Origin of the sequence: Pseudomonas sp. W2I6, from assembly GCF_030815935.1 — a bacterium.
Taxonomy (GTDB): Bacteria; Pseudomonadota; Gammaproteobacteria; order Pseudomonadales; family Pseudomonadaceae; genus Aquipseudomonas.
The window spans coordinates 2,960,826-2,980,836 of sequence record NZ_JAUSXJ010000001.1 but is presented as its reverse complement, the minus strand read 5'-3'; the positions used below and the strand labels follow the sequence as shown (position 1 = coordinate 2,980,836).

At 61.3% G+C, this 20,011-nt stretch carries 23 protein-coding genes; 11 read left to right on the top strand and 12 right to left on the bottom strand.

Going from position 1 to position 20,011, the window contains the following annotated elements; genetic code table 11:
* Window positions 1-102: 102 nt before the first annotated feature.
* The 3 genes from QF039_RS14005 to QF039_RS13995 all read left to right on the top strand — a co-directional run bounded on the left by QF039_RS14005 (window position 103) and on the right by QF039_RS13995 (window position 1,132).
* Entirely contained in the window at window positions 103-381 is a 279-nt protein-coding gene (locus tag QF039_RS14005; protein WP_008436391.1) for a carboxymuconolactone decarboxylase family protein, read from the top strand.
* 4 nt (window positions 382-385) lie between these two features.
* Entirely contained in the window at window positions 386-760 is a 375-nt protein-coding gene (locus QF039_RS14000) for a tautomerase family protein (protein ID WP_008436392.1), read from the top strand.
* A 153-nt stretch (window positions 761-913) separates the two neighbouring features.
* Window positions 914-1,132 (top strand): hypothetical protein, encoded by a 219-nt coding sequence (locus QF039_RS13995; protein ID WP_008436400.1) that lies wholly within the window; start codon window positions 914-916, stop codon window positions 1,130-1,132.
* A 528-nt stretch (window positions 1,133-1,660) separates the two neighbouring features.
* Here QF039_RS13995 and QF039_RS13990 read toward each other — a convergent pair.
* The 5 genes from QF039_RS13990 to QF039_RS13970 all read right to left on the bottom strand — a co-directional run bounded on the left by QF039_RS13990 (window position 1,661) and on the right by QF039_RS13970 (window position 5,620).
* A complete protein-coding gene (locus tag QF039_RS13990) occupies window positions 1,661-2,050 on the bottom strand; it encodes a hypothetical protein (RefSeq protein ID WP_178902921.1) in 390 nt (129 codons plus the stop codon).
* A 32-nt stretch (window positions 2,051-2,082) separates the two neighbouring features.
* Window positions 2,083-3,339, bottom strand: coding sequence for a 3-phosphoshikimate 1-carboxyvinyltransferase (locus QF039_RS13985; protein WP_307518910.1), 1,257 nt, complete (start codon window positions 3,337-3,339; stop codon window positions 2,083-2,085).
* Window positions 3,340-3,423: 84 nt separating this feature from the next.
* Window positions 3,424-3,882 carry a nuclear transport factor 2 family protein gene (locus QF039_RS13980; protein ID WP_177019819.1) on the bottom strand — a complete coding sequence of 153 codons (459 nt, stop codon included), beginning with the start codon at window positions 3,880-3,882 and terminating at the stop codon, window positions 3,424-3,426.
* An 11-nt stretch (window positions 3,883-3,893) separates the two neighbouring features.
* Window positions 3,894-4,724, bottom strand: a complete 831-nt coding sequence (locus tag QF039_RS13975; protein WP_307518908.1) for an SDR family NAD(P)-dependent oxidoreductase — start codon at window positions 4,722-4,724, stop codon at window positions 3,894-3,896.
* A complete protein-coding gene (locus tag QF039_RS13970; protein WP_307518906.1) occupies window positions 4,721-5,620 on the bottom strand; it encodes an NAD-dependent epimerase/dehydratase family protein in 900 nt (299 codons plus the stop codon). The genes QF039_RS13975 and QF039_RS13970 overlap by 4 nt, the downstream gene beginning before the upstream one ends.
* Before the next feature lie 114 nt (window positions 5,621-5,734).
* Here QF039_RS13970 and QF039_RS13965 point away from each other — a divergent pair, with 114 nt between their 5' ends.
* The 3 genes from QF039_RS13965 to QF039_RS13955 all read left to right on the top strand — a co-directional run bounded on the left by QF039_RS13965 (window position 5,735) and on the right by QF039_RS13955 (window position 7,944).
* The gene (locus QF039_RS13965; RefSeq protein ID WP_003215249.1) at window positions 5,735-6,634 is read left to right on the top strand and encodes a LysR family transcriptional regulator; all 900 of its coding nucleotides are present in this window, start codon (window positions 5,735-5,737) and stop codon (window positions 6,632-6,634) included.
* A 114-nt stretch (window positions 6,635-6,748) separates the two neighbouring features.
* Window positions 6,749-7,102: a DUF1428 domain-containing protein gene (locus QF039_RS13960; protein ID WP_307518904.1), complete on the top strand. Its 354-nt coding sequence runs from the start codon at window positions 6,749-6,751 to the stop codon at window positions 7,100-7,102.
* Window positions 7,103-7,314: 212 nt separating this feature from the next.
* Window positions 7,315-7,944, top strand: a complete 630-nt coding sequence (locus tag QF039_RS13955; RefSeq protein ID WP_102605856.1) for a lytic polysaccharide monooxygenase auxiliary activity family 9 protein — start codon at window positions 7,315-7,317, stop codon at window positions 7,942-7,944.
* A gap of 135 nt (window positions 7,945-8,079) precedes the next feature.
* Here the strand turns inward: QF039_RS13955 and QF039_RS13950 are convergent, their stop codons facing one another.
* From QF039_RS13950 to QF039_RS13930, 5 genes are all read right to left on the bottom strand, one after another.
* Window positions 8,080-8,634, bottom strand: a complete 555-nt coding sequence (locus tag QF039_RS13950) for a UPF0149 family protein (RefSeq protein ID WP_008430812.1) — start codon at window positions 8,632-8,634, stop codon at window positions 8,080-8,082.
* An 87-nt stretch (window positions 8,635-8,721) separates the two neighbouring features.
* Window positions 8,722-9,975: a chloride channel protein gene (locus tag QF039_RS13945; protein WP_003215260.1), complete on the bottom strand. Its 1,254-nt coding sequence runs from the start codon at window positions 9,973-9,975 to the stop codon at window positions 8,722-8,724.
* Window positions 9,976-10,089: 114 nt separating this feature from the next.
* A complete protein-coding gene (locus QF039_RS13940; RefSeq protein WP_307518900.1) occupies window positions 10,090-10,773 on the bottom strand; it encodes an anti-sigma factor domain-containing protein in 684 nt (227 codons plus the stop codon).
* Window positions 10,770-11,297: a sigma-70 family RNA polymerase sigma factor gene (locus tag QF039_RS13935; RefSeq protein WP_087692699.1), complete on the bottom strand. Its 528-nt coding sequence runs from the start codon at window positions 11,295-11,297 to the stop codon at window positions 10,770-10,772. The genes QF039_RS13940 and QF039_RS13935 overlap by 4 nt, the downstream gene beginning before the upstream one ends.
* Before the next feature lie 70 nt (window positions 11,298-11,367).
* A complete protein-coding gene (locus tag QF039_RS13930; RefSeq protein ID WP_003215266.1) occupies window positions 11,368-11,889 on the bottom strand; it encodes a DUF3455 domain-containing protein in 522 nt (173 codons plus the stop codon).
* A 137-nt stretch (window positions 11,890-12,026) separates the two neighbouring features.
* On the opposite strand from QF039_RS13930, the gene QF039_RS13925 reads away from it, so the two are divergent.
* Both QF039_RS13925 and QF039_RS13920 read left to right on the top strand, forming a co-directional pair.
* Complete coding sequence (locus QF039_RS13925; protein ID WP_087692698.1) at window positions 12,027-12,806, top strand: class I SAM-dependent methyltransferase; 780 nt, start codon at window positions 12,027-12,029, stop codon at window positions 12,804-12,806.
* A gap of 82 nt (window positions 12,807-12,888) precedes the next feature.
* Complete coding sequence (locus QF039_RS13920; RefSeq protein ID WP_008430805.1) at window positions 12,889-13,674, top strand: sulfite exporter TauE/SafE family protein; 786 nt, start codon at window positions 12,889-12,891, stop codon at window positions 13,672-13,674.
* Here the strand turns inward: QF039_RS13920 and QF039_RS13915 are convergent.
* Window positions 13,671-14,906, bottom strand: a complete 1,236-nt coding sequence (locus QF039_RS13915) for an acyl-CoA dehydrogenase family protein (protein WP_307518895.1) — start codon at window positions 14,904-14,906, stop codon at window positions 13,671-13,673. The two genes, QF039_RS13920 and QF039_RS13915, sit on opposite strands and share 4 nt — an antisense overlap.
* 263 nt (window positions 14,907-15,169) lie before the next feature.
* Here QF039_RS13915 and sfnG point away from each other — a divergent pair, with 263 nt between their 5' ends.
* Entirely contained in the window at window positions 15,170-16,261 is a 1,092-nt protein-coding gene (gene sfnG, locus QF039_RS13910) for a dimethylsulfone monooxygenase SfnG (RefSeq protein ID WP_087692696.1), read from the top strand.
* On the opposite strand, the gene QF039_RS13905 is transcribed toward sfnG, so the two are convergent.
* Window positions 16,245-17,345 (bottom strand): GNAT family N-acetyltransferase/peptidase C39 family protein, encoded by a 1,101-nt coding sequence (locus QF039_RS13905; protein WP_177009424.1) that lies wholly within the window; start codon window positions 17,343-17,345, stop codon window positions 16,245-16,247. The two genes, sfnG and QF039_RS13905, sit on opposite strands and share 17 nt — an antisense overlap.
* A 94-nt stretch (window positions 17,346-17,439) precedes the next feature.
* On the opposite strand from QF039_RS13905, the gene QF039_RS13900 reads away from it, so the two are divergent.
* Together QF039_RS13900 and QF039_RS13895 are read left to right on the top strand one after the other, a co-directional pair.
* Window positions 17,440-19,026, top strand: a complete 1,587-nt coding sequence (locus QF039_RS13900) for a RimK family protein (protein WP_003215278.1) — start codon at window positions 17,440-17,442, stop codon at window positions 19,024-19,026.
* Window positions 19,027-19,032: 6 nt separating this feature from the next.
* Window positions 19,033-19,974 (top strand): magnesium transporter CorA family protein, encoded by a 942-nt coding sequence (locus tag QF039_RS13895; protein WP_307518888.1) that lies wholly within the window; start codon window positions 19,033-19,035, stop codon window positions 19,972-19,974.
* Window positions 19,975-20,011: the final 37 nt, after the last annotated feature.

Sequence of the window (20,011 nt, the reverse complement as noted above, 5' to 3'; positions counted from 1 at the left end):
GGTCCATTAAAACGGGATGGTGGATGCTATTGAATCTGATATTCGGAATGATCCTGGCTTGCTAGTTTTTGCCCGTCAACTGAATTGTCGGAGCGAGCGTCCATGAGCAACAAATTTACCGAGCTGACCCGCGACGTGCTGTTCGCCGATATCTGGGAGCGCGAGGGCCTGTCGCCCAGGGAGCGCAGCCTGATCACCGTGGCGGCACTGGTGGCGATGTACCGTCTGGAGCAACTACCGTTTCACTTGCAGCGGGCGGTTGGCAATGGCTTGAGCGTCGAGGAACTGGGTGAAGTCATCACTCACCTGGCGTTTTACTCCGGCTGGCCGACAGCGGCGTCGGCGCTGAACCTGTTGGCAGCCATCCATCCTGCGGAGTAACCCCATGCCTTACGCTCGAATCTCCCTGCACCGCGGGAAATCCCCTGAATATCTGCAAGCGCTTTCACAGGGATTGCATGATGCCCTGGTTGAGAGCTTCAAGATTCCTGACGCGGATCGCTTCCACGTGATCCACCAGCACGAAATTGGCGAGATGATCATCGACCCCAACTATTTGGGCGGCCCGCGCAGCCACGACTATGTACTTATCGCGATCACGGGCGGTAAACCTCGTGATACCGAGACCAAACGGCGGTTTTACCAGGTGTTGGTGGAGCGGCTGGAGGCTGCGATTGGGCTGAGCCCTGAGGATGTGATGGTAGTGATTACGACGACGGCGGCGGATGAGTGGTCGTTTGCGGGGGGAAGAGGGAATTAGTAGCACGGGCGTACTTTTCCAATTGGAATGATTGCCCACAAGGTATGGAGAGGTGATCGGGAAATGTCAGTCTGGAAAGGAGGACCTTTCTGACAACCTTTCAGGCGGCTCAGTCTTACTCTTTGCGCTCTCGTGGAATCCAGGAGTAAAGGAATGACTTCCAGCGTCTTGAAGGACGGTTTTCCAGCTGCCTATCGCACCACCCGCAAACGGATCGAAGGCAGTATCGACCTCGGCCGGTTGTTTGCCGCGATCGATGCTGACCCGGCGATTGCGGGGGCAGGAGTGGGTGCAACCATGAGTGTCATAGGCAGCGGCGTCTCCGGGAATATCCGGACACTGGCCATCGGCCTATACGAAGAGTTTGAATAATGGAACTGAGAAATTCCCCTAGAGCTTTTATGGCTCACTATTTTCCGGTTTTAGTCTGTGCTTTTATGTTTGCGCTTTTTGCTCTTGCGGTAGCGGGGTCGTCGATGGGTAGTACCTACATGCGAGGCGTGCCTGCTTATCGTAGTTACACGGGGCTGGATGTGGGTATCGCTTCCATTATCTTGTCAGCGGGCAACTTTCTTATCCTCCGAGGTCGCGACTGGGGCGTCTGGATACTGGCAGGCAGTTGTGTGATGAGCTTTTTCATTGTGCTGTTCACCTACAGCTATCAGCCCCATGTTTTTATCTACACAACGGGGCTGCTGTTCCCGCTGCTAAGCCTCTACCTGCTCAATACCCACCGCCACCGCCAAATGCGCGCAGAACTCGTCCTGCTTCGTCATGAACGCAAGCGCTACAAAGCCGGCTTTCGGCCCCCGCGTACTCAGGAGATGGCCCAGGCTCGCCTCGAATACAAAACGGCCCGCAGACTCAAGCGAGAAAATCGCCGCAAATGGAAGGCGGCCCTCAACCCTCGCGAAACAAGTCATGAGCATCCAGCAACCGATACGCAATCTCCGGGCGCTTCTCCATGCCCTTGCGAATCGCCGCTGGAATCGACTGCCGGGTCTTGCGACACAACCCCGGCAAGTCATCGATAACGATCTGAATCCCGCGCATCGTCTTCACTTCCGTATGACCCGGCGCGATATGCACGCGAATGCCCAGTTGCTGGTACATCAGCTGTTGCATGCGCTCAAGATCGGGCAGGCTTTGCAGGTTTTCGAGGCGTTCGAGCAGGCGTTTTTCTTCCTGGCGGGTCAGTTGCAGGATGCGCGCATCGGCGCCGGGAAGGTCGAGCAGTTGCTCACGATTGCAGTCGCAGACGCCGGGTGGGCAGGGTTGGCGAATCGTCATGCAGTCTCCCTCCCGTTATCGGCGCCGGCGGCTTACCAGGTCAAATGGACCCCAAGGCTTTCCAGCTCTTTCCAGTACTCGGGATAGGTCTTGCCGACGCAGTCCGGGTCCTGAATCCTGATCCCCGAGACCTTCAGTCCCGCCAGGGCAAAGCACATGGCGATGCGGTGGTCGGCGTGGGTGTCGATCAGCGCGTTGCAGCTGGTACCCGCCAAGGCCGGATCGCTGGCTACCAGCAAGTCATCACCTTCAATGGTCGCCAGGCCCGGACGGATTTCATTCAGACCGTCATGCAGGGCCTGCACCCGATCACATTCCTTGACCCGCAGGTTGGCCAGTTCGGTGAAGCGCACCGGCGTGTTGTTGAACGCGGCGAGCACGGCGAGGGTGGGGATTGCGTCCTGCATCTGCGAACCGACAACCACCGGTTGCATCTGCGGAAATTGCGCGATCACTGCCTGGGCCTTGGCGTCGGGCTGGGTGAAATCCTGCGGGGCGACACCGAGGTCGATGCGGCCACCGGTCAGCACTTCGGCGGCCCACAAATAGGTGGCGGCGGAAGCGTCAGGCTCGATCAGGTAGTCGTGGGCGGTGTAGCCGGTCGGGGCCACGCGCCAGGTGCTTTCATCGACGATGTCCACCTGGGCACCGAAGGCGCGCATGCAGTCCAGGGTCAGGTCGACATAGCCACGGGCGCCGATGTCCTTGCCGGTCAGCGCTACTTCAATCGGCGCTTCGCCGCACGCCGCCAGCATCAGCAGCGCCGACACGTACTGGCTCGACAGGCCGCCGTCGATCTCGAAACGCTTGGCTTGCACGCGGCCAGTGCCATGGACGGTCACGGGTGGGCAACCGGTAGGGCTGTCGACCTCGATGCCATTCTGGCCGAGGGTCGCCAGCAGCGGGCCGATCGGACGCTTTTGCATGTAGGCGTCGCCATCCAGCACCACGGTGCCTTGTACAGTGGCCACGGCAGCGGTGAGGAAGCGCATCGCCGTGCCGGCGTTGCCGAGGAACAGCGGCTGCGCCGGCAATTGCAGCTTGCCCAGGCTGGTGACGACGAACGTGGTGTCGTCCGGTTCATCGATCACCACGCCCATCTGCCGCAGGGCCACCGACATGTGGCGAGTGTCATCGCTTTTCAGCGCGCCGCTCAAGCGACTGGTGCCCTTGGCCAGGGCCGCCAGCAGCAAGGCACGGTTGGTAATGGATTTGGAGCCGGGGGGCGCTACCTTGCCGTTCAATGGAAAGTTGGGCGGTGTAACGGTCACGGTTTTCTGCGAACTCAAGGTACAAGGCTCCTGCTTCAAGGCGGGTGGCGTTTGGCGGACACGAATAATCGGCCAAACACGCTACCGTTGTCGAGCGTGGATCTACGCCTCCAGCCCTGCCACCGGCTTCCAGGCGGCCAGTGGTGTCAGGAAATGCAGCTCAAAGCGCCGCTCTCTGAACGCCCATTGCCCTTGCCGGCGTTCGAACCGATCGTGATAAAGACCGCTGATCTGCACCTGCCCCAGTTCGTTATGGGTGCACAGGCAATCCACCGCAACCCTCGCGCTGGCGGTATCGCCGCTGATGTCGATCAGCGGGTTGGCCATCCAGTGATGCATATGCGGCATGGCTGCCCAGTTGAGGTGGGCGGAAGCTATGATCGCGGCGACGCCGTCATGGCAGCCAAACGCGGCACCCAGGTCCAGCCGTGCGTCGTCGTGCCAGATGCTGCGCAGCAGTGTTTCGTCGCGGGCGTCGAAGGCGTGGGCGTACTCACTGATCAGGCGCTCCAGGGCGAAGCGGGTTTCCAGCTGTTCTACGCGGGTGATGAGGTCAGTCATGACAGAGGCCTTTATTGAGGAAAATCGGTGGAGGTGGACAGCGAGCGCCAGCGTTCAAGATCGGCGCGAACCTGGCCCAGCTTGGCTTCGACGACACTCAGCGCATCGCTGCCAGCGACGAAGCGCAACGGCGGTGCTGCCAGAGCCGCCAATTGCACAACCGCCAGGCCGAGTCGGTACGGGTCGCCGATTTGCCGGTGATTACGAGCCTCGAAGACCGCCAGCGTGCGGGCGCGAAATTCGGCGTAATCCTCAAGTGCCCGGGTGCCGAGCTTGAGCGTGCGGCTGTCGAGAAAGTCAGTACGAAACGCCCCGGGCTCCAACAGCGTCAGGCGGATGCCGAACTCGGCGACTTCCTCGGCCAGGGCTTCGGAAAACCCTTCAATCGCAAACTTCGACGCCGAATACATCGAGGCCCCACGCACGCCCTTGAAGCCGCCATTGGACGACATCATCACCAGGTGCCCGCTGCGCTGGCGGCGCATCACCGGCAGCACTGCGCGGGTTACGTTGAAGGTGCCGAACACGTTGGTCGCGAACTGACGCTCGATGGCCTCGGGCTCGACTTCCTCGAATGGCCCGAACTGTCCGTAGCCTGCGTTATTGACCAGCACATCGATGCGTCCGAATCGCGCCACTGCTGCGGTCACCACCGTTTGGGCCTGTTGCTCATCGCGGATGTCCAGCGCGGCGGTCATCACCTGGTCGCTGCTGTAGGTCTGGTCCAGACGGGCCAGGTCAAGGTCGGTGGCTACCACCTGGTCGCCGTTAACCAGCGCCGCGCGGGCGATGCCGGCACCCAGGCCGCCGGCGCTGCCGGTAATCATCCAGACTCGGCTCATAGCGGCATCTCGCTGCCGATCCAGTCGAGGATCGAAGCGTGACGCGGCGCCCAACCCAGCTCGGCGCGAGCGCGCTTGGCCTTGACCCGGCTATTGGTGCCGAAGGTGTAATGCACATGCATCGGGTCCCAATGTTGCTCGGCTTCTTCGGCTGGCCATGACTGCACCGCGCTCAGGTTCATGCGCTTGGCCAGTGCGGCGGCCATATCGATAAACGACGCCTCACCGTTTTCCAGAAAGTAAAACGCGCCGGCCGGGGCTTTTTCCACGGCCAGCAGGAACAGTTTCGCGACGTCATCAATGTGCACGTTGGACCAGCGATTGACCCCGGCCCCGACGATACGCATCACCCCGGTTTCCCGGGCACGGGCCATCAGGAACGGCAGTTGGAAGCTGTGATCGGTCAATCCATGGCCCACGCCATAGATGTTGCTCGGGCAGATCACCACGCTGCGAATACCTTGGTCGGCGGCAGCCATCATGCGCAGGTCAATGTCGTAGCGGGCTTGCTTGGGGGCCTCGATGATGAAGGGGGTGTCTTCGTCAAAGATGTGTTCGGACAAGGTATTGCCCAACGCGTCATCGCCGATGATGCTGGAGCCGCTGGTGTGGATCAGCAGTTTGCCCGAGCCACGCAGCGCCTCGATGAACGCGTCGACGGCACCGGCGTGGTCGCTGTTGGCGGCATCAATCACAGCGTCGGCCTGGCGTGCTTCGTCGATCAGTAATTGGCGGTCATCCAGGCTGCCGATCACCGGGGTGATGCCCTGGGCCTGCAAGCGGCCGGCTTTCTGCGGGTCGCGCAGCAGGCCGCGCACGCTGTGCCCTTGGGCGATCAAGTGATGGGCAACGCTGCCGCCGACGAAACCATTGGCACCGGTAAGGAAAATCTTCATGGGAAAAAGCCTGTGGCTGGGGAACGAGCCACCACCATAGGCGTGAACAATTAGCGGAAAAACAGGCCTTAGTTCTGTTTAGAATGGACTCCAGAGTCCTTAATGGGTAAGCGTATGGAAAGCCTGAATGCCATCGGCGTGTTTGTCGCGGCAGCTGAAGCCCGCAGTTTTGTCGGCGCTGGCAGGACGCTGGGCATCTCGGCGTCGGCGGTGAGCAAGAGCATCGCCCGGCTGGAAGCAAAGTTTGGTGTGCGGCTGTTTCATCGCAGCACCCGCAGCATCACCCTCACGGCCCAGGGCACGCAGTTTGTCGAGCGCTGCCGGCGGGTACTGGCGGAGCTGGAAGTGGCGGGTGAAGAGCTGTCGCAAACCCTTGTCGCGCCCCAGGGCCCGCTGCGGGTTGGCCTGCCGATGATTGCGCGGCCGTTCCTGGCGATGTTCGGCGAGTTCCAGGCGCTGTACCCGCAGATCCAGCTGGACCTGGATTTCAACGACCGCCTGGCGGACGTGATTGCCGAAGGTTTCGACGCGGTGATCCGCAGCGGCGTGCCGAAGGATTCCGGGCTGTCGGCGCGTCCGCTGGGCACCTATCGAATGTTGGTCGTTGGCTCCCCGGATTATCTGGCTCGGAACGGAACGCCGCGTTGCCCGGAAGACCTGCACGCACATCGCTGCATCCATTTCCGCTTTCCCGCCTCCGGCAAACTCCAGGCCTGGCAGATGCGCCGCGACGAGCGAGCGCTGGAGCTTGAGCTGCCGCGCTCGATGATCTGCAATTCGGTGGAAGGACGCATGGAGCTGGCGGTGCAAGGCCAGGGCCTGACTTATGCGGCCGACTTCGTGGTGCGCGAGGCACTCGCGGCCGGGCATCTGGTGGAGGTGCTTGGGGATTACACCTGTGAGGGCGGCCAGTTCAACCTGCTGTGGCCGTCGGGGCGGCAGGTGCCGCCCAAGCTGCGGGTGTTTATTGAATTTATTGTCGCCAATATGCCGTTGGTACGTGGGACGTCTTAACCCGGCATCGCAATCGTGAAACCACCACTGGTCGACATTTCCCACGTTGATGTCGATTGAGCGCCTGATGGATCGACTACAGGCACAACAACCCGTCGAATCAGGAGAGTGATCATGTCTTACGTAGATGGCTGTGTGATCGCGGTGCCCACCGCAAAACGCGAACAATTCATCCAGCACGCCAAGGCCGCCGCCGTGGTGTTCAAGGAACATGGTGCGCTGAATATCATCGAGTGCTGGGGCGATGACGTACCCCAGGGGCAGGTGACCTCGTTTCCCATGGCGGTCAAGCTCAAGGAGGATGAAACCGTGGTGTTTTCCTGGATCGTCTGGCCGTCGCGGCAGGTGCGTGACGCCGGGATGAGCAAGGTGATGGAAGACTCGCGCCTGAAGGCAGACGTCAATCCGATGCCGTTTGATGGGCAGCGGATGATCTATGGCGGATTTGAGATGATCCTCAACACCTGAGGCCAGGCGTTCATGGACGGCGGCTGTAGTCCGATCGCCTGTCGCAGGGTAGGACCGACGATAACTCTGGTGCAAGACCAGTACGAAAGCTACGCAAAACAAGGACATGACGCGATTTGTCTGACAGAACCGTCGGGTAGACAACCCGGCGAGGTGGGCTAAGTTCAAGGCGCTTCCCATGAGGGGAAGTCTTCAATCAAGGAGTGACTGAAATGAACAAACCCCAGACTCAACTCAGGCATGGTCGCGTCGTGACACCCGCCAGCCGTGGCTCGGTGGCGGTAGAGCGTGGCCTGCTGGAAAACTGGCAAGTCAACGAAATGGAAGGCGGCAAGAACTTCCCGGCCCTCAACGCCGGGCCGTTTCCGGCGCCTTATGAAACCGACGATCAAAGCGTCACGCCGCCCGCCGACGGGCACATCCTCAGCGGCGGCAAGACCGATGCCCGCGACTGTGTGAACTTCACCGACGAAGAAATGGCTAAAAAGCTCAACACTCCGTTTAACTGGCCGTTGTTGAATGTTGAAGCCGGCCAGGTGTTCAAGGTGCAGTGGGATTACACCGCTGCGCACGTGACCCGTGGCTATCGCTGGTTGATCACCCGGGACGGTTGGGATCCCAGGCAGCGCATCAGCCGCGCCCAACTGGAGGCCAAGCCGTTCTTCGAGGACTTCTATACCCAGGTGCCGTATTACCAGCACTCGGCCGAACTGAAGGCCAAGGTTGAACATCAGGTGACATTGCCCAAGGGCAAGAAGGGCCGGCATGTGCTGGTGTTGATGTGGATCGTGGCCAACACCGGCAATGCGTTCTATCAGGCGTTTGACGTCGATTTCAACTAGCGGCAACTGAACCCGGAGGCAAAACAAATAAATGTGGCGAGGGAGCTTGCTCCCGCTGGGCTGCGAAGCAGCCCTAAAAATCGGGGGCGCTTCGCACCCCAGCGGGAGCAAGCTCCCTCGCCACAGGTGTTGCGTTCAGCGCTGGGCCAACCAGTAGTCGTGCAACGCACGGGCGGCCGGTTCGATAGCGGCTACCCGTTGCTGATGGGCATTTACATCCAGGTCTGCCGGCAGTTCAAAGTTGTCCTGCTCGGCGCACCAGGAAATCTTCTCCAGTTGCCCGGCCTGTTCGGCAGGCAGCTCTGGCCAGTTGCCGATAGCGGCGCCACGGATATAACCAAAGCACCATTCTTCCGCCAGGGTCAGTGGCTGGTCCTGATGCTCGGTTTCCTCGAAACGTGCCTTGAAACCCTGGGCGTCGGTCGCCAGTTGCGTGGCAATGGCGTTCATATGGCGCACGCACAGTTCAAGGAACTGCCCGGCTTCTTCCGGGCTTTCCCAATCCGGGTTCTGCCCACCAAAGATACCGGGGAACCATTCGGCAACCTCCACCTGCGCGGGGCTTGAAACCAGGGCGGTGAAGTAACCGTCGAGCTCGGCCAGGTTCAGCACCGAATGGTCGTCGCCGTACTTGAGCAGGGTGTCGTCGATGAACTCGAAATCGGCGGGGGCGAGGGGTTGGTCGTGCATGGGCATATCCTTTGTGCGTGGAACGCCGCTGATGGGGCGGCTTAAAGCGCGGAGGATGGCGCGTGTCGGGGTTTTAATCCAGCTTCTTCAACGCTTTTCCCACAGGACGCACAGCTTGCTCATGCACATCGAACCTGCCACCGCGAGAATGATCGGCACCAGGAAGTCATGGTCGATGCGGGTGAATTCCGCCACCAGCACGATTGCCGTCAACGGCATGCTCATGCTCGATGCCAGGAACGCCGCCGCACCGATGATCGCGAAAGCCCCCAGCGGCACGCCGGGCCACAACAGGCTCCAGGCGCCGCCGAGGATGATGGCGAGCAGGGCGCCGTTGGCCAGCGCCGGGGTCAGCAAACCGCCTTCGGCACCGGCGCGCAGGCTGCTCGCCGTGATCAGTACCTTGACCACCAGCAGCACCGCGGCAAGGCCGATGGTCAGCTCATTGTCAAAGCCCAGTTGCGCCGGGCCCTTGCCGTTGCCGAGGATCTGCGGCAGGAAAATCGCCAGGCCCCCGATGATCGTGAAGTTGATCAACGACAGTACCGGCAACCGCCAGCCACGGGCGGCGTTGCTGCGGGCCGCGCCGGTCAGCCGGGTGAATCCGTAGGCGGCCAGGCCAAACACCGGCCCGCAGGCCAGCGCCCAGGCGATCAAGCCTGGGCTGAGCACAAAGTGCGGCACTACGTATTGCGCCTCTGCGCCCAAGCCAATCCAGGCCACCGACGCGCCGATGGCCGAGGTGGCCAACGCAATCACTGCCGCCGGCCAACTGAACACACCCACCAACACTTCGAGCACAAACACCGCGCCGCCCAACGGCACGTTGTACACCGCCGCCAGCCCGGCGCCCGCACCGCAGGCGACGATCAGCCGGTGCATGTCCGGCGCCAGTCGCGCCCGCTGTGACAACCAGGTGGCGGCCAGCGCGCCGACTTCCCGTGGCGCCACTTCACGGCCCAATGGCGAGCCGAGGGCCACAGTGATGATTTGCAGCACGGCGTGGGCGAGGGTGGTCTTGGGCGGCATGATCGGTGCCTGGGCGGAGACCGCTTGCTTGATGCTCACCAGCGGGCGGCCATAGCGGTAGATCAACCACCAACCCACACCGGCCACCAGGCCACAGGTGATCAGCACCAGCACCCGGCGTTCGGGCGCGGCGGCGGTGACACCGAGCAAAAAGGTTTCATGGCTGATCAGGCTGTCGAGGCTGTAGCCGTAGGCCAGATGCTGGATGCCGTGCAGCAGCAAGGCGAGGAGCATGCCGCCCAGGCCGGCGCCGATGCCGGTGAAGATGACGACGAGTGCGAGAATCAGCAGCGAACGGGTTTTTGAGGGCATGAAGGGTCCAGGGAGCCGGGTTTCCGAGCCCGATTCTATAGCGCAATGGTGACGCCATAGCCCCGAGATGTAATGCATATGCGCGAACTGGCCTTCCACAACATTGCATTACGTTCAGATTACTTTAACGGCCCGGCCAATTGCCTGAATCGGACCTGTCGGCTTGCCGGTTTTCGACCCGCCGGGATTTTCCAGGGTCAGCTCAAACAGCTGGTTCGGCGCCAGTGGCGGGAGTTTGTCCAGGGGCACAGATAACGTCTGTCCAGGCTTGACCAAGCCCAGCGACACCGGGCCTTGCCAGTCTTCGCCCTTGGTCCAGAACTGCAGCGTCTTGTCTGCCGGTACTTCCATGATGCCCAGGGGAATCAGCTGGATTTCCTGGGTATTGCTCGCCTGGATTACCCAGCCCGGCGCCTGGTTTTGCGGGGCTACCAGCACCACTACATAAGCGGTCGGGTTGATGGCGGCCGTACGGGTCAACAGCAGTGTCGCCAATACCAGGCTCGCCGCGATGCCGGCGCCGGCCAGTCCGCGCCACAACGCCAGCCTGTTCCACCACGAGACCGGCGAGTTCCGGGTGGCAGAATGCCCCAGGCTGCGCTCGATGCGTCGCCATAAATACACCGAAGGCGTTGCAGGCGGGGCCTGTCCAGTCAGTGGCAGCAGGCGCTGTTCCCAGGCGTCTACTGCCGCACGCAAGTCGGCATCGGTGGCCAGGCGCTGTTCCACCTCGGTGCGTTGCTCGGTGGGCAAGGTGCCCAGCACATATTCGCTGGCCAGTTCGTCGATGCTGTTCATGCCATGCACTCACGCAATGCCGCGAGGCTGCGTTTGATCCACGCTTTCACGGTACCCAGCGGGGTGCCGAGTTTGTGCGCGATTTCGCTGTGGGAATAACCGTCTACATACGCATGCAGGATGCAGTTGCGGCGGGCCGGGTCGAGTTGTTCGAGGCAGCTGTAGATCCGCGCCGAGTGCGCCTGATAGTCGAAGGTGTCAGCGCGCTCTGCGCTTTCATGCTCTTCGCTGAGGGGCACTTCGCGTCCATTGCTGCGCACGGCATTTAGCGCCAGGTGCCGGGTCACGCTGTATACCCAGCCGCGGGCCGAGCCTCTGTGCGGGTCAAAACTGGCCGCGCCGTTCCAGATCTTGATGAAGGCGTCATGCACGATATCTTCGGCCACCGCCTTGTCACGCACGATGCGCAACGCGACCCCCAGCAGCCGGCTGCTTTCCTGTTGATACAGCCGGCGCAAGGCCGGTTGTTCGCCACGGGCGCAGGCCAGCAGGCAGGCTTGATAGTCAAAATCGGCTTCAGGCAAAGACAGGTTTCCAGGTGGAGGCCCCGGCGGTGAGCCCGGGGCGCTTTCGCAGCAGCGTAGACGAATCTGGTCAGTTGGCCGCCCAGAAGATGTAGTCGGCCTGGTATTTGACCACTTCCTGCTTGCCCTTGTTGGCCGCCGTGCATTCCGTGCCTGGCGCCACGCCGCCCTTGAGGGCCACCCGCTGGATATACGCGACGCCACTCATCGCGCCCTTGCCTTCGGCGGGGTTGGCCTTGACCAGTTGATAAGGCAGGTTGCCAGGGCTGGACGGCGCCACGGCCAACTGGGTGCCGGTGACTTTCGAACCATCCTTGGCCTGCCAGGTGGCCGGCGGGCCGAAGTAGCTACCGACCTGCTGGCCGCTGCGGTCATTGAGCACCGCCTTGGGCCCGACGAAAAACCATTCGGTCTGGCCGGCAGCATTGGCCTTGTCCCGGCATTCGTAGGTGATTTCGCCGACTCCGGTGGTTTCCATGGTCACCTTGTGGCCGTCCGGCACCTTGATGCTGTCGGGTAAACCGGTCTGGGCAAAGGCAGTCGGTGCAGCGGCGAACAGGCAGGTCACGCAGAACAGGGCTTTGGCGTTCATCGGTGTCTCTCCATAAGGGCAGCAAGGCGCTGCTACCTGTACTACCCACGGCACGCGCAAACGGATGCAGCGATTAGAAAATAAATCTTCAAGGGCGCACACTGTGGGCCCCCGCACTACCAGAGGAGAGATTGACGATGACCGGTGTTCACAAGTCTGCTCAACAGGGTTTCTCTACTCAGGCCGTCACGTACGCCCAAGGCCGGCCGGACTATCCACGGCAACTCACGGGTTGGCTCACCGACGCCCTGCAGATCAATCCCCACTCCACGGTCATCGACCTGGGCGCCGGCACCGGCAAGTTCACCCGCTTGCTCAGCACCGTGGCGCCGACGTTGATCGCAGTGGAGCCGGTGGAGGCAATGGGGGCGCAGTTGCACAAACTGCTGCCCCAGGTGCGCCTGCTGTCGGGCACCGCTGAAGCCATCCCCCTGGAGGCGGCCACCGCTGATGCCCTGGTGTGTGCCCAGGCGTTCCATTGGTTTTCCACGGAAGCGGCCCTGGCGGAAATTCACCGGGTGCTCAAGCCGGACGGTCGCCTTGGGTTGATCTGGAATGTGCGGGATGAGTCGGTGGACTGGGTCGCGGCCATCACCGAAATCATCACGCCCTACGAGGGCGACACACCGCGCTTTCATACCGGACGTTGGCGCGAGGCCTTTACCGGCGAGTATTTTTCCGCCCCCGAAATGACCTGCTTCCCCTACAGCCATGTCGGCAGCCCCCAGGAAGTGATCATGGACCGCTTCCTTTCCGTGAGCTTTATCGCCGCATTGCCACCGGCAGAAAAGGCGCAGGTGACTGAGCAGTTGCAGTCGCTGATCAACACGCATCCGGCCTTGCGCGGCCGTGAGACGGTTGCGTTTCCGTACCAGACCCAGGCTTATCGCAGCCAGCGGCTGACCAGAAAGGCATAATGTCAGATCGTTTTGATATAAGTAGTTATAAGAAAAATCGCTATGCTGCGGCCAGAATTTTATAAGGCCGCAGGTAGTGGTAATGGATGTAGGTAATTTTGGTTTCTCGATTGCTGGCCTGATTGTTGGATTTATCGTGGGAATGACCGGTGTAGGCGGGGGCTCGTTGATGACGCCGATCCTGCTCTGGTTCGGCATCAACCCGGCCACCGCCGTGGGCACCGACCTGTTGTACGCCGCCATCACCAAGTCCGGCGGGGTGCTGGTTCACAGCAAGAATCGCAACATCGACTGGACCATCACCGGCTGGCTGACCCTGGGCAGCGTGCCCGCCGTGTTGCTGACCTTGTGGTTTCTCAAGAGCCTGGACACCGACCCCGCCGCCTTGAACGCGGTGATCAAGCAGTCCCTGGGCGTGGTCTTGCTGCTGACGGCCACGGCGATCCTGTTCAAGAACAAGCTGTTGGCCTTTGCCCAGCGGCATGCCGGCGACGACTACAAGATGGCGCCGCGCAACCTTAATGCGCTGACCATCATCACCGGCGCTGTCCTCGGTACCATGGTGGCCCTGACCTCCATCGGCGCCGGTGCCCTGGGCACGGTGGCGCTGTTTATCCTGTACCCGTTCCTGGCCACCAAGCGCCTGGTGGGTACCGAAATCGCCCACGCCGTGCCGCTGACCCTGGTCGCCGGCCTCGGCCACGCCAGCATGGGCAACATGGACTGGACCCTGCTGGGCTTCCTGTTGCTGGGCTCGCTGCCGGGGATTTATGTCGGCAGCCACATGGCCGGCAAGGTCCCGGACGGGATATTGCGTCCTTGCCTGGCGTTCATGCTGGTGATGATCGGCTTCAAGCTGGCGTTTTAACGCGCCGGCCCATTGCCGATCTGCCACACAAACGGCGGCTCGGTGCGGTTGATCACCCAGTCGCCGACAATCCGCGCCTTGTAGATCACCGGGTTGTGGGACGACACGGTGCGGGCGTTGCGCCAGTGCCGGTCGAGGGCTTTGCCCTGGCGTACATCCGAAGCCCCCAGTGCGTTGAACAGTTCAGTGGTGGCGCGCTGGATCAGTTCCGAGACCACCACCTGCGCCGTGGCTGATTCGATTTCGGCGGCCACATTGGCTTCGTGCTCCACGGCATCGTCCCCACCGAACCGCGCCACATAAGCCCGCTGCGCTGGAACTGCGGTTTTCAATGCGCTGGCTTCGGCCGCATACACCAGCGCTGCAACTTCACCCACCACCTGCTGAATCTGCGAGTCCTGGCTCACATGGGCGGCATTGCCATGGCTGTAGATCCGTTCACGGCTGCGCACCTGATGCGCCACATCCTTGAGGGCCGCGCGGCCGATGCCGGCGAGGGTGGCGAGCAGCACCAACTGATAGAACGCAGTCTGATATTTGAAGCGCGTGGCAAAGTCGATGACGTTTTCCGCCTCCACCACCGCATCGGTAAAACGCGAGGTGCCGCTGCCGGTGGTGCGTTGGCCAAAGCCGTCCCAGTCATCGCTTTGCACCACGCCGGGCTGGCGGGTGCGGGTGGCGGCAATCACGTCGCCGCCGGTGTCGCTGCGTTGGGCGTAGACGTCGATCCAGTCGGAAAACAGGCTGCCGGTGCTGTAGAACTTCTCACCGTTGAGTTTCCATTTGTCGCCGTCAGGGCTGACTTTAGTGACGACATCGCCGATGGCCACGCTGCCGATTTCTGTCCAGGCGCAGCCCACGATGTCACCGTCGACAAAGCGTTTGAACCAGAGGTCTCGCGCCGCGCCGGGGGCGGCATTCAGGCGGTCTTCGGCAAACGCGAAGTGCCCGCGCAGGGCCTGGGGCACGTTGGAGTCGGCTTCGGCCAGTTCGATCAGCAGTTCGAATAGCTGGGGCAGGGAGGCGCCGCCACCGCCGTATTCCACCGGGACGCGCACGGCGCCAAAGCCGGCTTGCTTGAGCCATTGGATCGGCTCGTAGGGCAGGGCGCGGGTTTGTTCGCGCTCTACGGCACCCTCGGCGATGCGCTGGAAAATCGGCCGGAAGCGTTCGGCCAGGGCGTGATAATCGACGCCGGTGGACAGTGGATTGATCACGTGATGTTCGGTCATGGGGACGGTTCCTGGGCAGTGAGATAGGTGAGCTATTGCACGGTCCATGCCGGGCGCGAAGGCACGTATTTACGGGACGGGTGACGATTCAACTGTTGTTCCTGCAACAGCAAAACGACAAACCGCTGCAATCCACGACAGCTCGGAACAGGCTGCTTTTCGCCTGTTTCCGCGCTCGAAGGCCGGTAGTGCGGGCCTCTCACGCCCACTGGCACAGTTGCTGCTCCACACCTCGTACATGCCAATCCGCGAGGTACAGTCCAATGAGTCAGCAAGCCGTCAAATTTGCCTACTGGGTGCCCAACGTCAGCGGGGGGCTGGTGGTTAGCAAGATCGAACAGCGCACCCATTGGGGCATCGACTACAACCGCAAGCTGGCGCAGTTGGCTGAAGAAGCCGGCTTTGAATACGCCCTGACACAGATTCGTTTCACCGCCGGTTATGGCGCCGAATACCAGCATGAGTCGGTCGCGTTCAGCCACGCGTTGCTGGCGGCCACCACCAAGCTCAAGGTGATCGCGGCAATCCTGCCGGGCCCCTGGCAACCTGCGCTGGCGGCCAAGCAACTGGCAACCATCGACCAACTCACTAACGGCCGCGTTGCCGTCAATATCGTCAGCGGCTGGTTCAAGGGCGAGTTCCAGGCCATCGGCGAACACTGGCTGGAACATGACGAGCGTTATCGCCGTTCCGAGGAATTCATCCGCGCCCTGAAAGGCATCTGGACCCAGGACAACTTCACCTTCCGGGGTGATTTCTACCGCTTCGACAACTACAGCCTCAAGCCCAAGCCCCTGGGCGAGCCCCACCCGGAAATCTTCCAGGGTGGCAGTTCGAGGGCCGCGCGGGACATGGCGGCACGGGTATCGGACTGGTACTTCACCAACGGCAATACCCCGGAAGGCATCAAGGCCCAGGTCGATGACATTCGCGCCAAGGCGGCGGCCAATAACCATTCGGTGAAAGTCGGTGTGAATGCGTTTGTGATCGCTCGCGACACCGAGGAAGAAGCCCGCGCCGTGCTCGCGCAAATCATCGAACAGGCCGACCCGGAAGCCGTCAACGCGTTTGGCGATGCGGCGAAACAGGCGGGCAAGGCGTCACCGGAAGGTGAGGGCAACTGGGCCAAGTCGACCTTCGAGGATCTGGTGCAATACAACGACGGCTTCAAGACCAACCTGATCGGCACCCCGCAGCAGATTGCCGAGCGCATCGTCGCCTTGAAGGCGGTCGGCGTGGACCTGGTACTGGCCGGCTTCCTGCACTTTCAGGAAGAAGTGGAATACTTCGGCAAGCGTGTATTACCGCTGGTGCGCGAACTGGAAGCCAAGGCCGGGATCAAGCAAGTCGCCTGAACACCACCACCGCTGCCCGCAATTTGTTATTGCCGAACCGGCACATTCGCTCGAACTCCCCATGGCTGACCGGCAGATGCTGGCAGTCCATGGGCTGGCGGTGCTGGCTGTGATCCACGTCCGGGTCGTGCAGGTACACGAAGTCTTCGTCGCAGTCGGTGACGATTACCCAGTGGGGTGACTTGGAGCGGGTCAGCCGGTAGCTGCTGATCAACACCAGCGGCTGGCCGCCGTCGCGCAGCACCTGGGGTAAATCCAGCGGGCCGCCGAGCACTTGCTCAACGTCGCTCAAGGCCAACTCTTCCTCGAAGGCGTCATGCACCAAACGCATGACGTCTTTTTTATGCTGATCACGCACCCCGTCGAGAAACAACGGCCCGCTGACATTGACCTGCATGCGCACGCGAAAGCCCCGGCGCCAGGCGGCCAGCGCCAAACCCTGGGGGCTGCAGCCGCCATGTCCGGCGGTCATGAACACGGTGGTTGCCTCGCGCCAGATCTGCAGTTCTTCCCGGCGCTGGGCCACCCGCGCAGGTTCCAGGGCACCCATGGCCATCAGCAGGCTGGCGGCTCCGCAGGTGAAGTCGGTGGTTTGCTGGTAATAGGGCACGCTCAAGGCGCGCGCGTCCTGGTGCTGGAGGATGCGTTTCTCCAGGCGCAGGGCCGGGGCGTGGTCTTCGTAGTAGTCGTTGACCAGGGCAAAGCGCCGGTAGCCGTTGCGCTCATACAGGGCGATGGCGCCGGGGTTGTCGGTACGCACTTCCAGGCGCAGGTAGGCGCAGTCATGCTCCACCGCACAGGCTTCGATGCGCGTCAGCAGTTGTTTGCCCAGGCCCAGGCCCCGGGAAGACTCGGCGATGGCGATGGAGTACAGGCGCGCCAGGGAGGTGCCACGGTGGAACAACACCAGGGCGTAGCCCAGCAATTCGCCGTGTTTTTCTGCCACCAGCAGTTGCCCGTGGGCGCGACTGACCATCCACTGGAAGCTGCGGGTGGAGAGCCGGTCCGTGGTGAAACAGTGCTGTTCCAATGCCACCAATGCAGGCACGTCATCGGGTGTTGCAACGCGAAAGGAAAGAGCCATGTGACCGCCGTAAAAGTTGCGTAACGAAACGGGACTTCTCTAAAAGATCGTGCTTAATAGAAAAGGTCTAGTTCTCTAAAGCGGATCAATCAATATGTCAGCGGTACAAGGTCATTGGCGTGAAGTATCCGAGCAAACAGTGGCGGCGACAATAACTTCCAACGGTTATTTTTCCAGCCCTCCCAAGAGTGCAAGTCAAGTCGTGATCATTGTCGAGCGCAAGGAAGACTGGGCCTCGTACTTCCCCAGCGAAGACATCGTCACCGCCCAGGAATACCTTGAGCAAACCCGGGAAAACGAGACGGGCAAGCGCGTGCAGGTGATCAACCTGTGCCGCAGCTACAAGTACCTGGGGCACGGCTATTACTGCTCGCTGCTGGCCGAGGCGCGGGGGCACAAGGTGATTCCGTCGGTGCGCACCATCAGCGAACTGACGAAAAAGTCCCTGTACGGCCTGGCCCTGGATGACCTCGATAAAACCCTCGATAAAGCCTTGAGTCATCATCTCTACAGCAACACCGAAGGCTTTACCCTGACACTTTACTTTGGCCGGACCAATATTGAACCCTTGCAGGATCTGGCCCGCCAATTGTTTGAAGCGTTTCCCTGCCCGATCCTGTTAGTTGAGTTTCGCAAGAATAACGGCTGGCACATCGAAGGCATCAAGTCTGGCGTATTGCACAAGTTGCGTGATGACCAGGAAGACCAATTCGCGAATGCCCTGGACAACTTCAGCCGCAAGATCTGGCGTCAACCGCGCTCCCGCCGTCTGGCCCGCTATGACCTGGCGATCCTGCACGACCCGCAGGAACAACTGCCGCCGTCCAATGCCCGCGCCCTGGAAAATTTCGTCCGGGTCGGCAAGGGGCTCGGCATCGACGTGGAACTGATCGAACGCAAGGACTACGCCCGCCTGGCCGAATACGACGCCCTGCTGATCCGCGAGACCACCAGCGTCGACAACCACACCTACCGCTTCGCGAAAAAGGCCGAAAGCGAAGGGCTGGTGGTGATGGACGACCCGGCCTCGATCCTGCGCTGTACCAACAAGGTCTACCTCACGGACCTGCTGAAAAGCCATCAACTGGGCATGCCCGCCACCGAAATTCTCTACAAGGAGCGACCCGAAGATTTCGAAAGGGTGGGTGAGCGCCTCGGCTTCCCGCTGGTGCTGAAGATCCCCGACGGGTGTTTCTCCCGCGGCGTGATCAAGGTCGAAAGCCAGCAAGCGCTGCTGACCGCCACCGCCGAACTGTTCGAGCATTCCGTGTTGCTGCTGGCCCAGGAATTTTTCTACACCGAGTACGACTGGCGCATCGGCGTCCTCAACCGCAAACCGATCTTTGCCTGCCAGTACTTCATGTCCAAGGGGCATTGGCAGATCTACAACCACAAGGCCATCGGCCAGGACATCAACGGCGAGTGCCGCACCCTGGCGGTTCACGAAGCCCCCAAGGCGGTGGTGGAACTGGCGGTAAAAACTGCCAACCTGATCGGCGACGGCCTGTACGGCGTCGACCTCAAGCAATCCGGCGACAAGGTGGTGGTGATCGAGGTCAACGACAACCCCAACATGGACGCCGGCATCGAAGATGCCTACCTGCAAGACGACTTGTATTCCCTGGTACTGGAAGAGTTCGTGCGACGCCTGGAGTTGAAGCGTCAAGGCCAGGTGTGGTGACGCGCGATGATCCAGCGCTTTGAATTAACCGATGGCAAGTTGTACAACAGCCTGGGGGACGGCGGGGATGTCTTGCTGTTCAGCAATCCTGACCCCCACGAGCGCAAGTACCTGCGCGACTGCTACAAGCTCGATGAACACGCCCTGGCTTCGGCGCTGGACCCGGACGAAGTGTCGCGCATCGAGTTCCACCCCGATAACCTGTTCCTGATCTGGAAGCGCCCGGAGAACTATTCCGGCGGCGGCAACCTGGTGTTTGAAGTGTCGTCCTGCGGCCTGTTGTTTTCCGGGGACCAACTCCTGGTGATCGCCACCGACGACAGCCAGCTCTCCGGGCTGGGTGCGCGCCGGCCATTGCGCACGCCGCTGGATGTGTTGCTGGACTTGCTGCTCAACAACATCCATCACTACCTGGGCCACCTCAAGGTGATCAAGATGGTCGCCCGGGAACTGCAGCAGCAGTTCAATGCATCGATGAGCAATCGCCACCTGATGCAGATGTTCAACCTCAGCGAAAGCCTGATCTATTACATCAACGCCCTGCACAGCAACGGCGCGGTGCTGACGCGCCTGCGCAACCATGGGGAAAAGGAACATTTCAGCGCTGAAACACTGGGCCTGATCGATGACCTGATTATCGAGAACAACCAGTGCTACAAGCAGGCGGAGATTTACTCCAACGTGTTCTCCGGGCTGATCGACGCCCGGGGCAACCTGATGAACAACAGCATGAACAACCTGCTGCGCAAGCTGACGCTGATCAACGTGGTGTTCCTGCCGTTGAACCTGATTGCGAGCGTGGGCGGGATGTCGGAATTCAGCATGATGACGGCGGGGACGCCGTGGTGGATTTCGTATCCGTTGTTCATGGCGGCGATGGGGCTGGGAGCGGGGTTGATGGTGTTGGGGTTGAAGCGGATTGCGGGGAATGGCGACAAGGCAGTATGACCAAAATCCTGAATATCACTGAGGTCTGAATGTGGGA

Coding starts and splice junctions, on each gene's coding strand:
- QF039_RS14005 (WP_008436391.1), top strand. CDS start 103: ATGAGCAACAAATTTACCGAGCTGACCCGCGACGTGCTGTTCGCCGAT.
- QF039_RS14000 (WP_008436392.1), top strand. CDS start 386: ATGCCTTACGCTCGAATCTCCCTGCACCGCGGGAAATCCCCTGAATAT.
- QF039_RS13995 (WP_008436400.1), top strand. CDS start 914: ATGACTTCCAGCGTCTTGAAGGACGGTTTTCCAGCTGCCTATCGCACC.
- QF039_RS13990 (WP_178902921.1), bottom strand. CDS start 2,050: ATGACGATTCGCCAACCCTGCCCACCCGGCGTCTGCGACTGCAATCGT.
- QF039_RS13980 (WP_177019819.1), bottom strand. CDS start 3,882: ATGACTGACCTCATCACCCGCGTAGAACAGCTGGAAACCCGCTTCGCC.
- QF039_RS13975 (WP_307518908.1), bottom strand. CDS start 4,724: ATGAGCCGAGTCTGGATGATTACCGGCAGCGCCGGCGGCCTGGGTGCC.
- QF039_RS13970 (WP_307518906.1), bottom strand. CDS start 5,620: ATGAAGATTTTCCTTACCGGTGCCAATGGTTTCGTCGGCGGCAGCGTT.
- QF039_RS13965 (WP_003215249.1), top strand. CDS start 5,735: ATGGAAAGCCTGAATGCCATCGGCGTGTTTGTCGCGGCAGCTGAAGCC.
- QF039_RS13960 (WP_307518904.1), top strand. CDS start 6,749: ATGTCTTACGTAGATGGCTGTGTGATCGCGGTGCCCACCGCAAAACGC.
- QF039_RS13955 (WP_102605856.1), top strand. CDS start 7,315: ATGAACAAACCCCAGACTCAACTCAGGCATGGTCGCGTCGTGACACCC.
- QF039_RS13950 (WP_008430812.1), bottom strand. CDS start 8,634: ATGCACGACCAACCCCTCGCCCCCGCCGATTTCGAGTTCATCGACGAC.
- QF039_RS13945 (WP_003215260.1), bottom strand. CDS start 9,975: ATGCCCTCAAAAACCCGTTCGCTGCTGATTCTCGCACTCGTCGTCATC.
- QF039_RS13940 (WP_307518900.1), bottom strand. CDS start 10,773: ATGAACAGCATCGACGAACTGGCCAGCGAATATGTGCTGGGCACCTTG.
- QF039_RS13930 (WP_003215266.1), bottom strand. CDS start 11,889: ATGAACGCCAAAGCCCTGTTCTGCGTGACCTGCCTGTTCGCCGCTGCA.
- QF039_RS13925 (WP_087692698.1), top strand. CDS start 12,027: ATGACCGGTGTTCACAAGTCTGCTCAACAGGGTTTCTCTACTCAGGCC.
- QF039_RS13920 (WP_008430805.1), top strand. CDS start 12,889: ATGGATGTAGGTAATTTTGGTTTCTCGATTGCTGGCCTGATTGTTGGA.
- QF039_RS13915 (WP_307518895.1), bottom strand. CDS start 14,906: ATGACCGAACATCACGTGATCAATCCACTGTCCACCGGCGTCGATTAT.
- sfnG (WP_087692696.1), top strand. CDS start 15,170: ATGAGTCAGCAAGCCGTCAAATTTGCCTACTGGGTGCCCAACGTCAGC.
- QF039_RS13905 (WP_177009424.1), bottom strand. CDS start 17,345: ATGGCTCTTTCCTTTCGCGTTGCAACACCCGATGACGTGCCTGCATTG.
- QF039_RS13900 (WP_003215278.1), top strand. CDS start 17,440: ATGTCAGCGGTACAAGGTCATTGGCGTGAAGTATCCGAGCAAACAGTG.
- QF039_RS13895 (WP_307518888.1), top strand. CDS start 19,033: ATGATCCAGCGCTTTGAATTAACCGATGGCAAGTTGTACAACAGCCTG.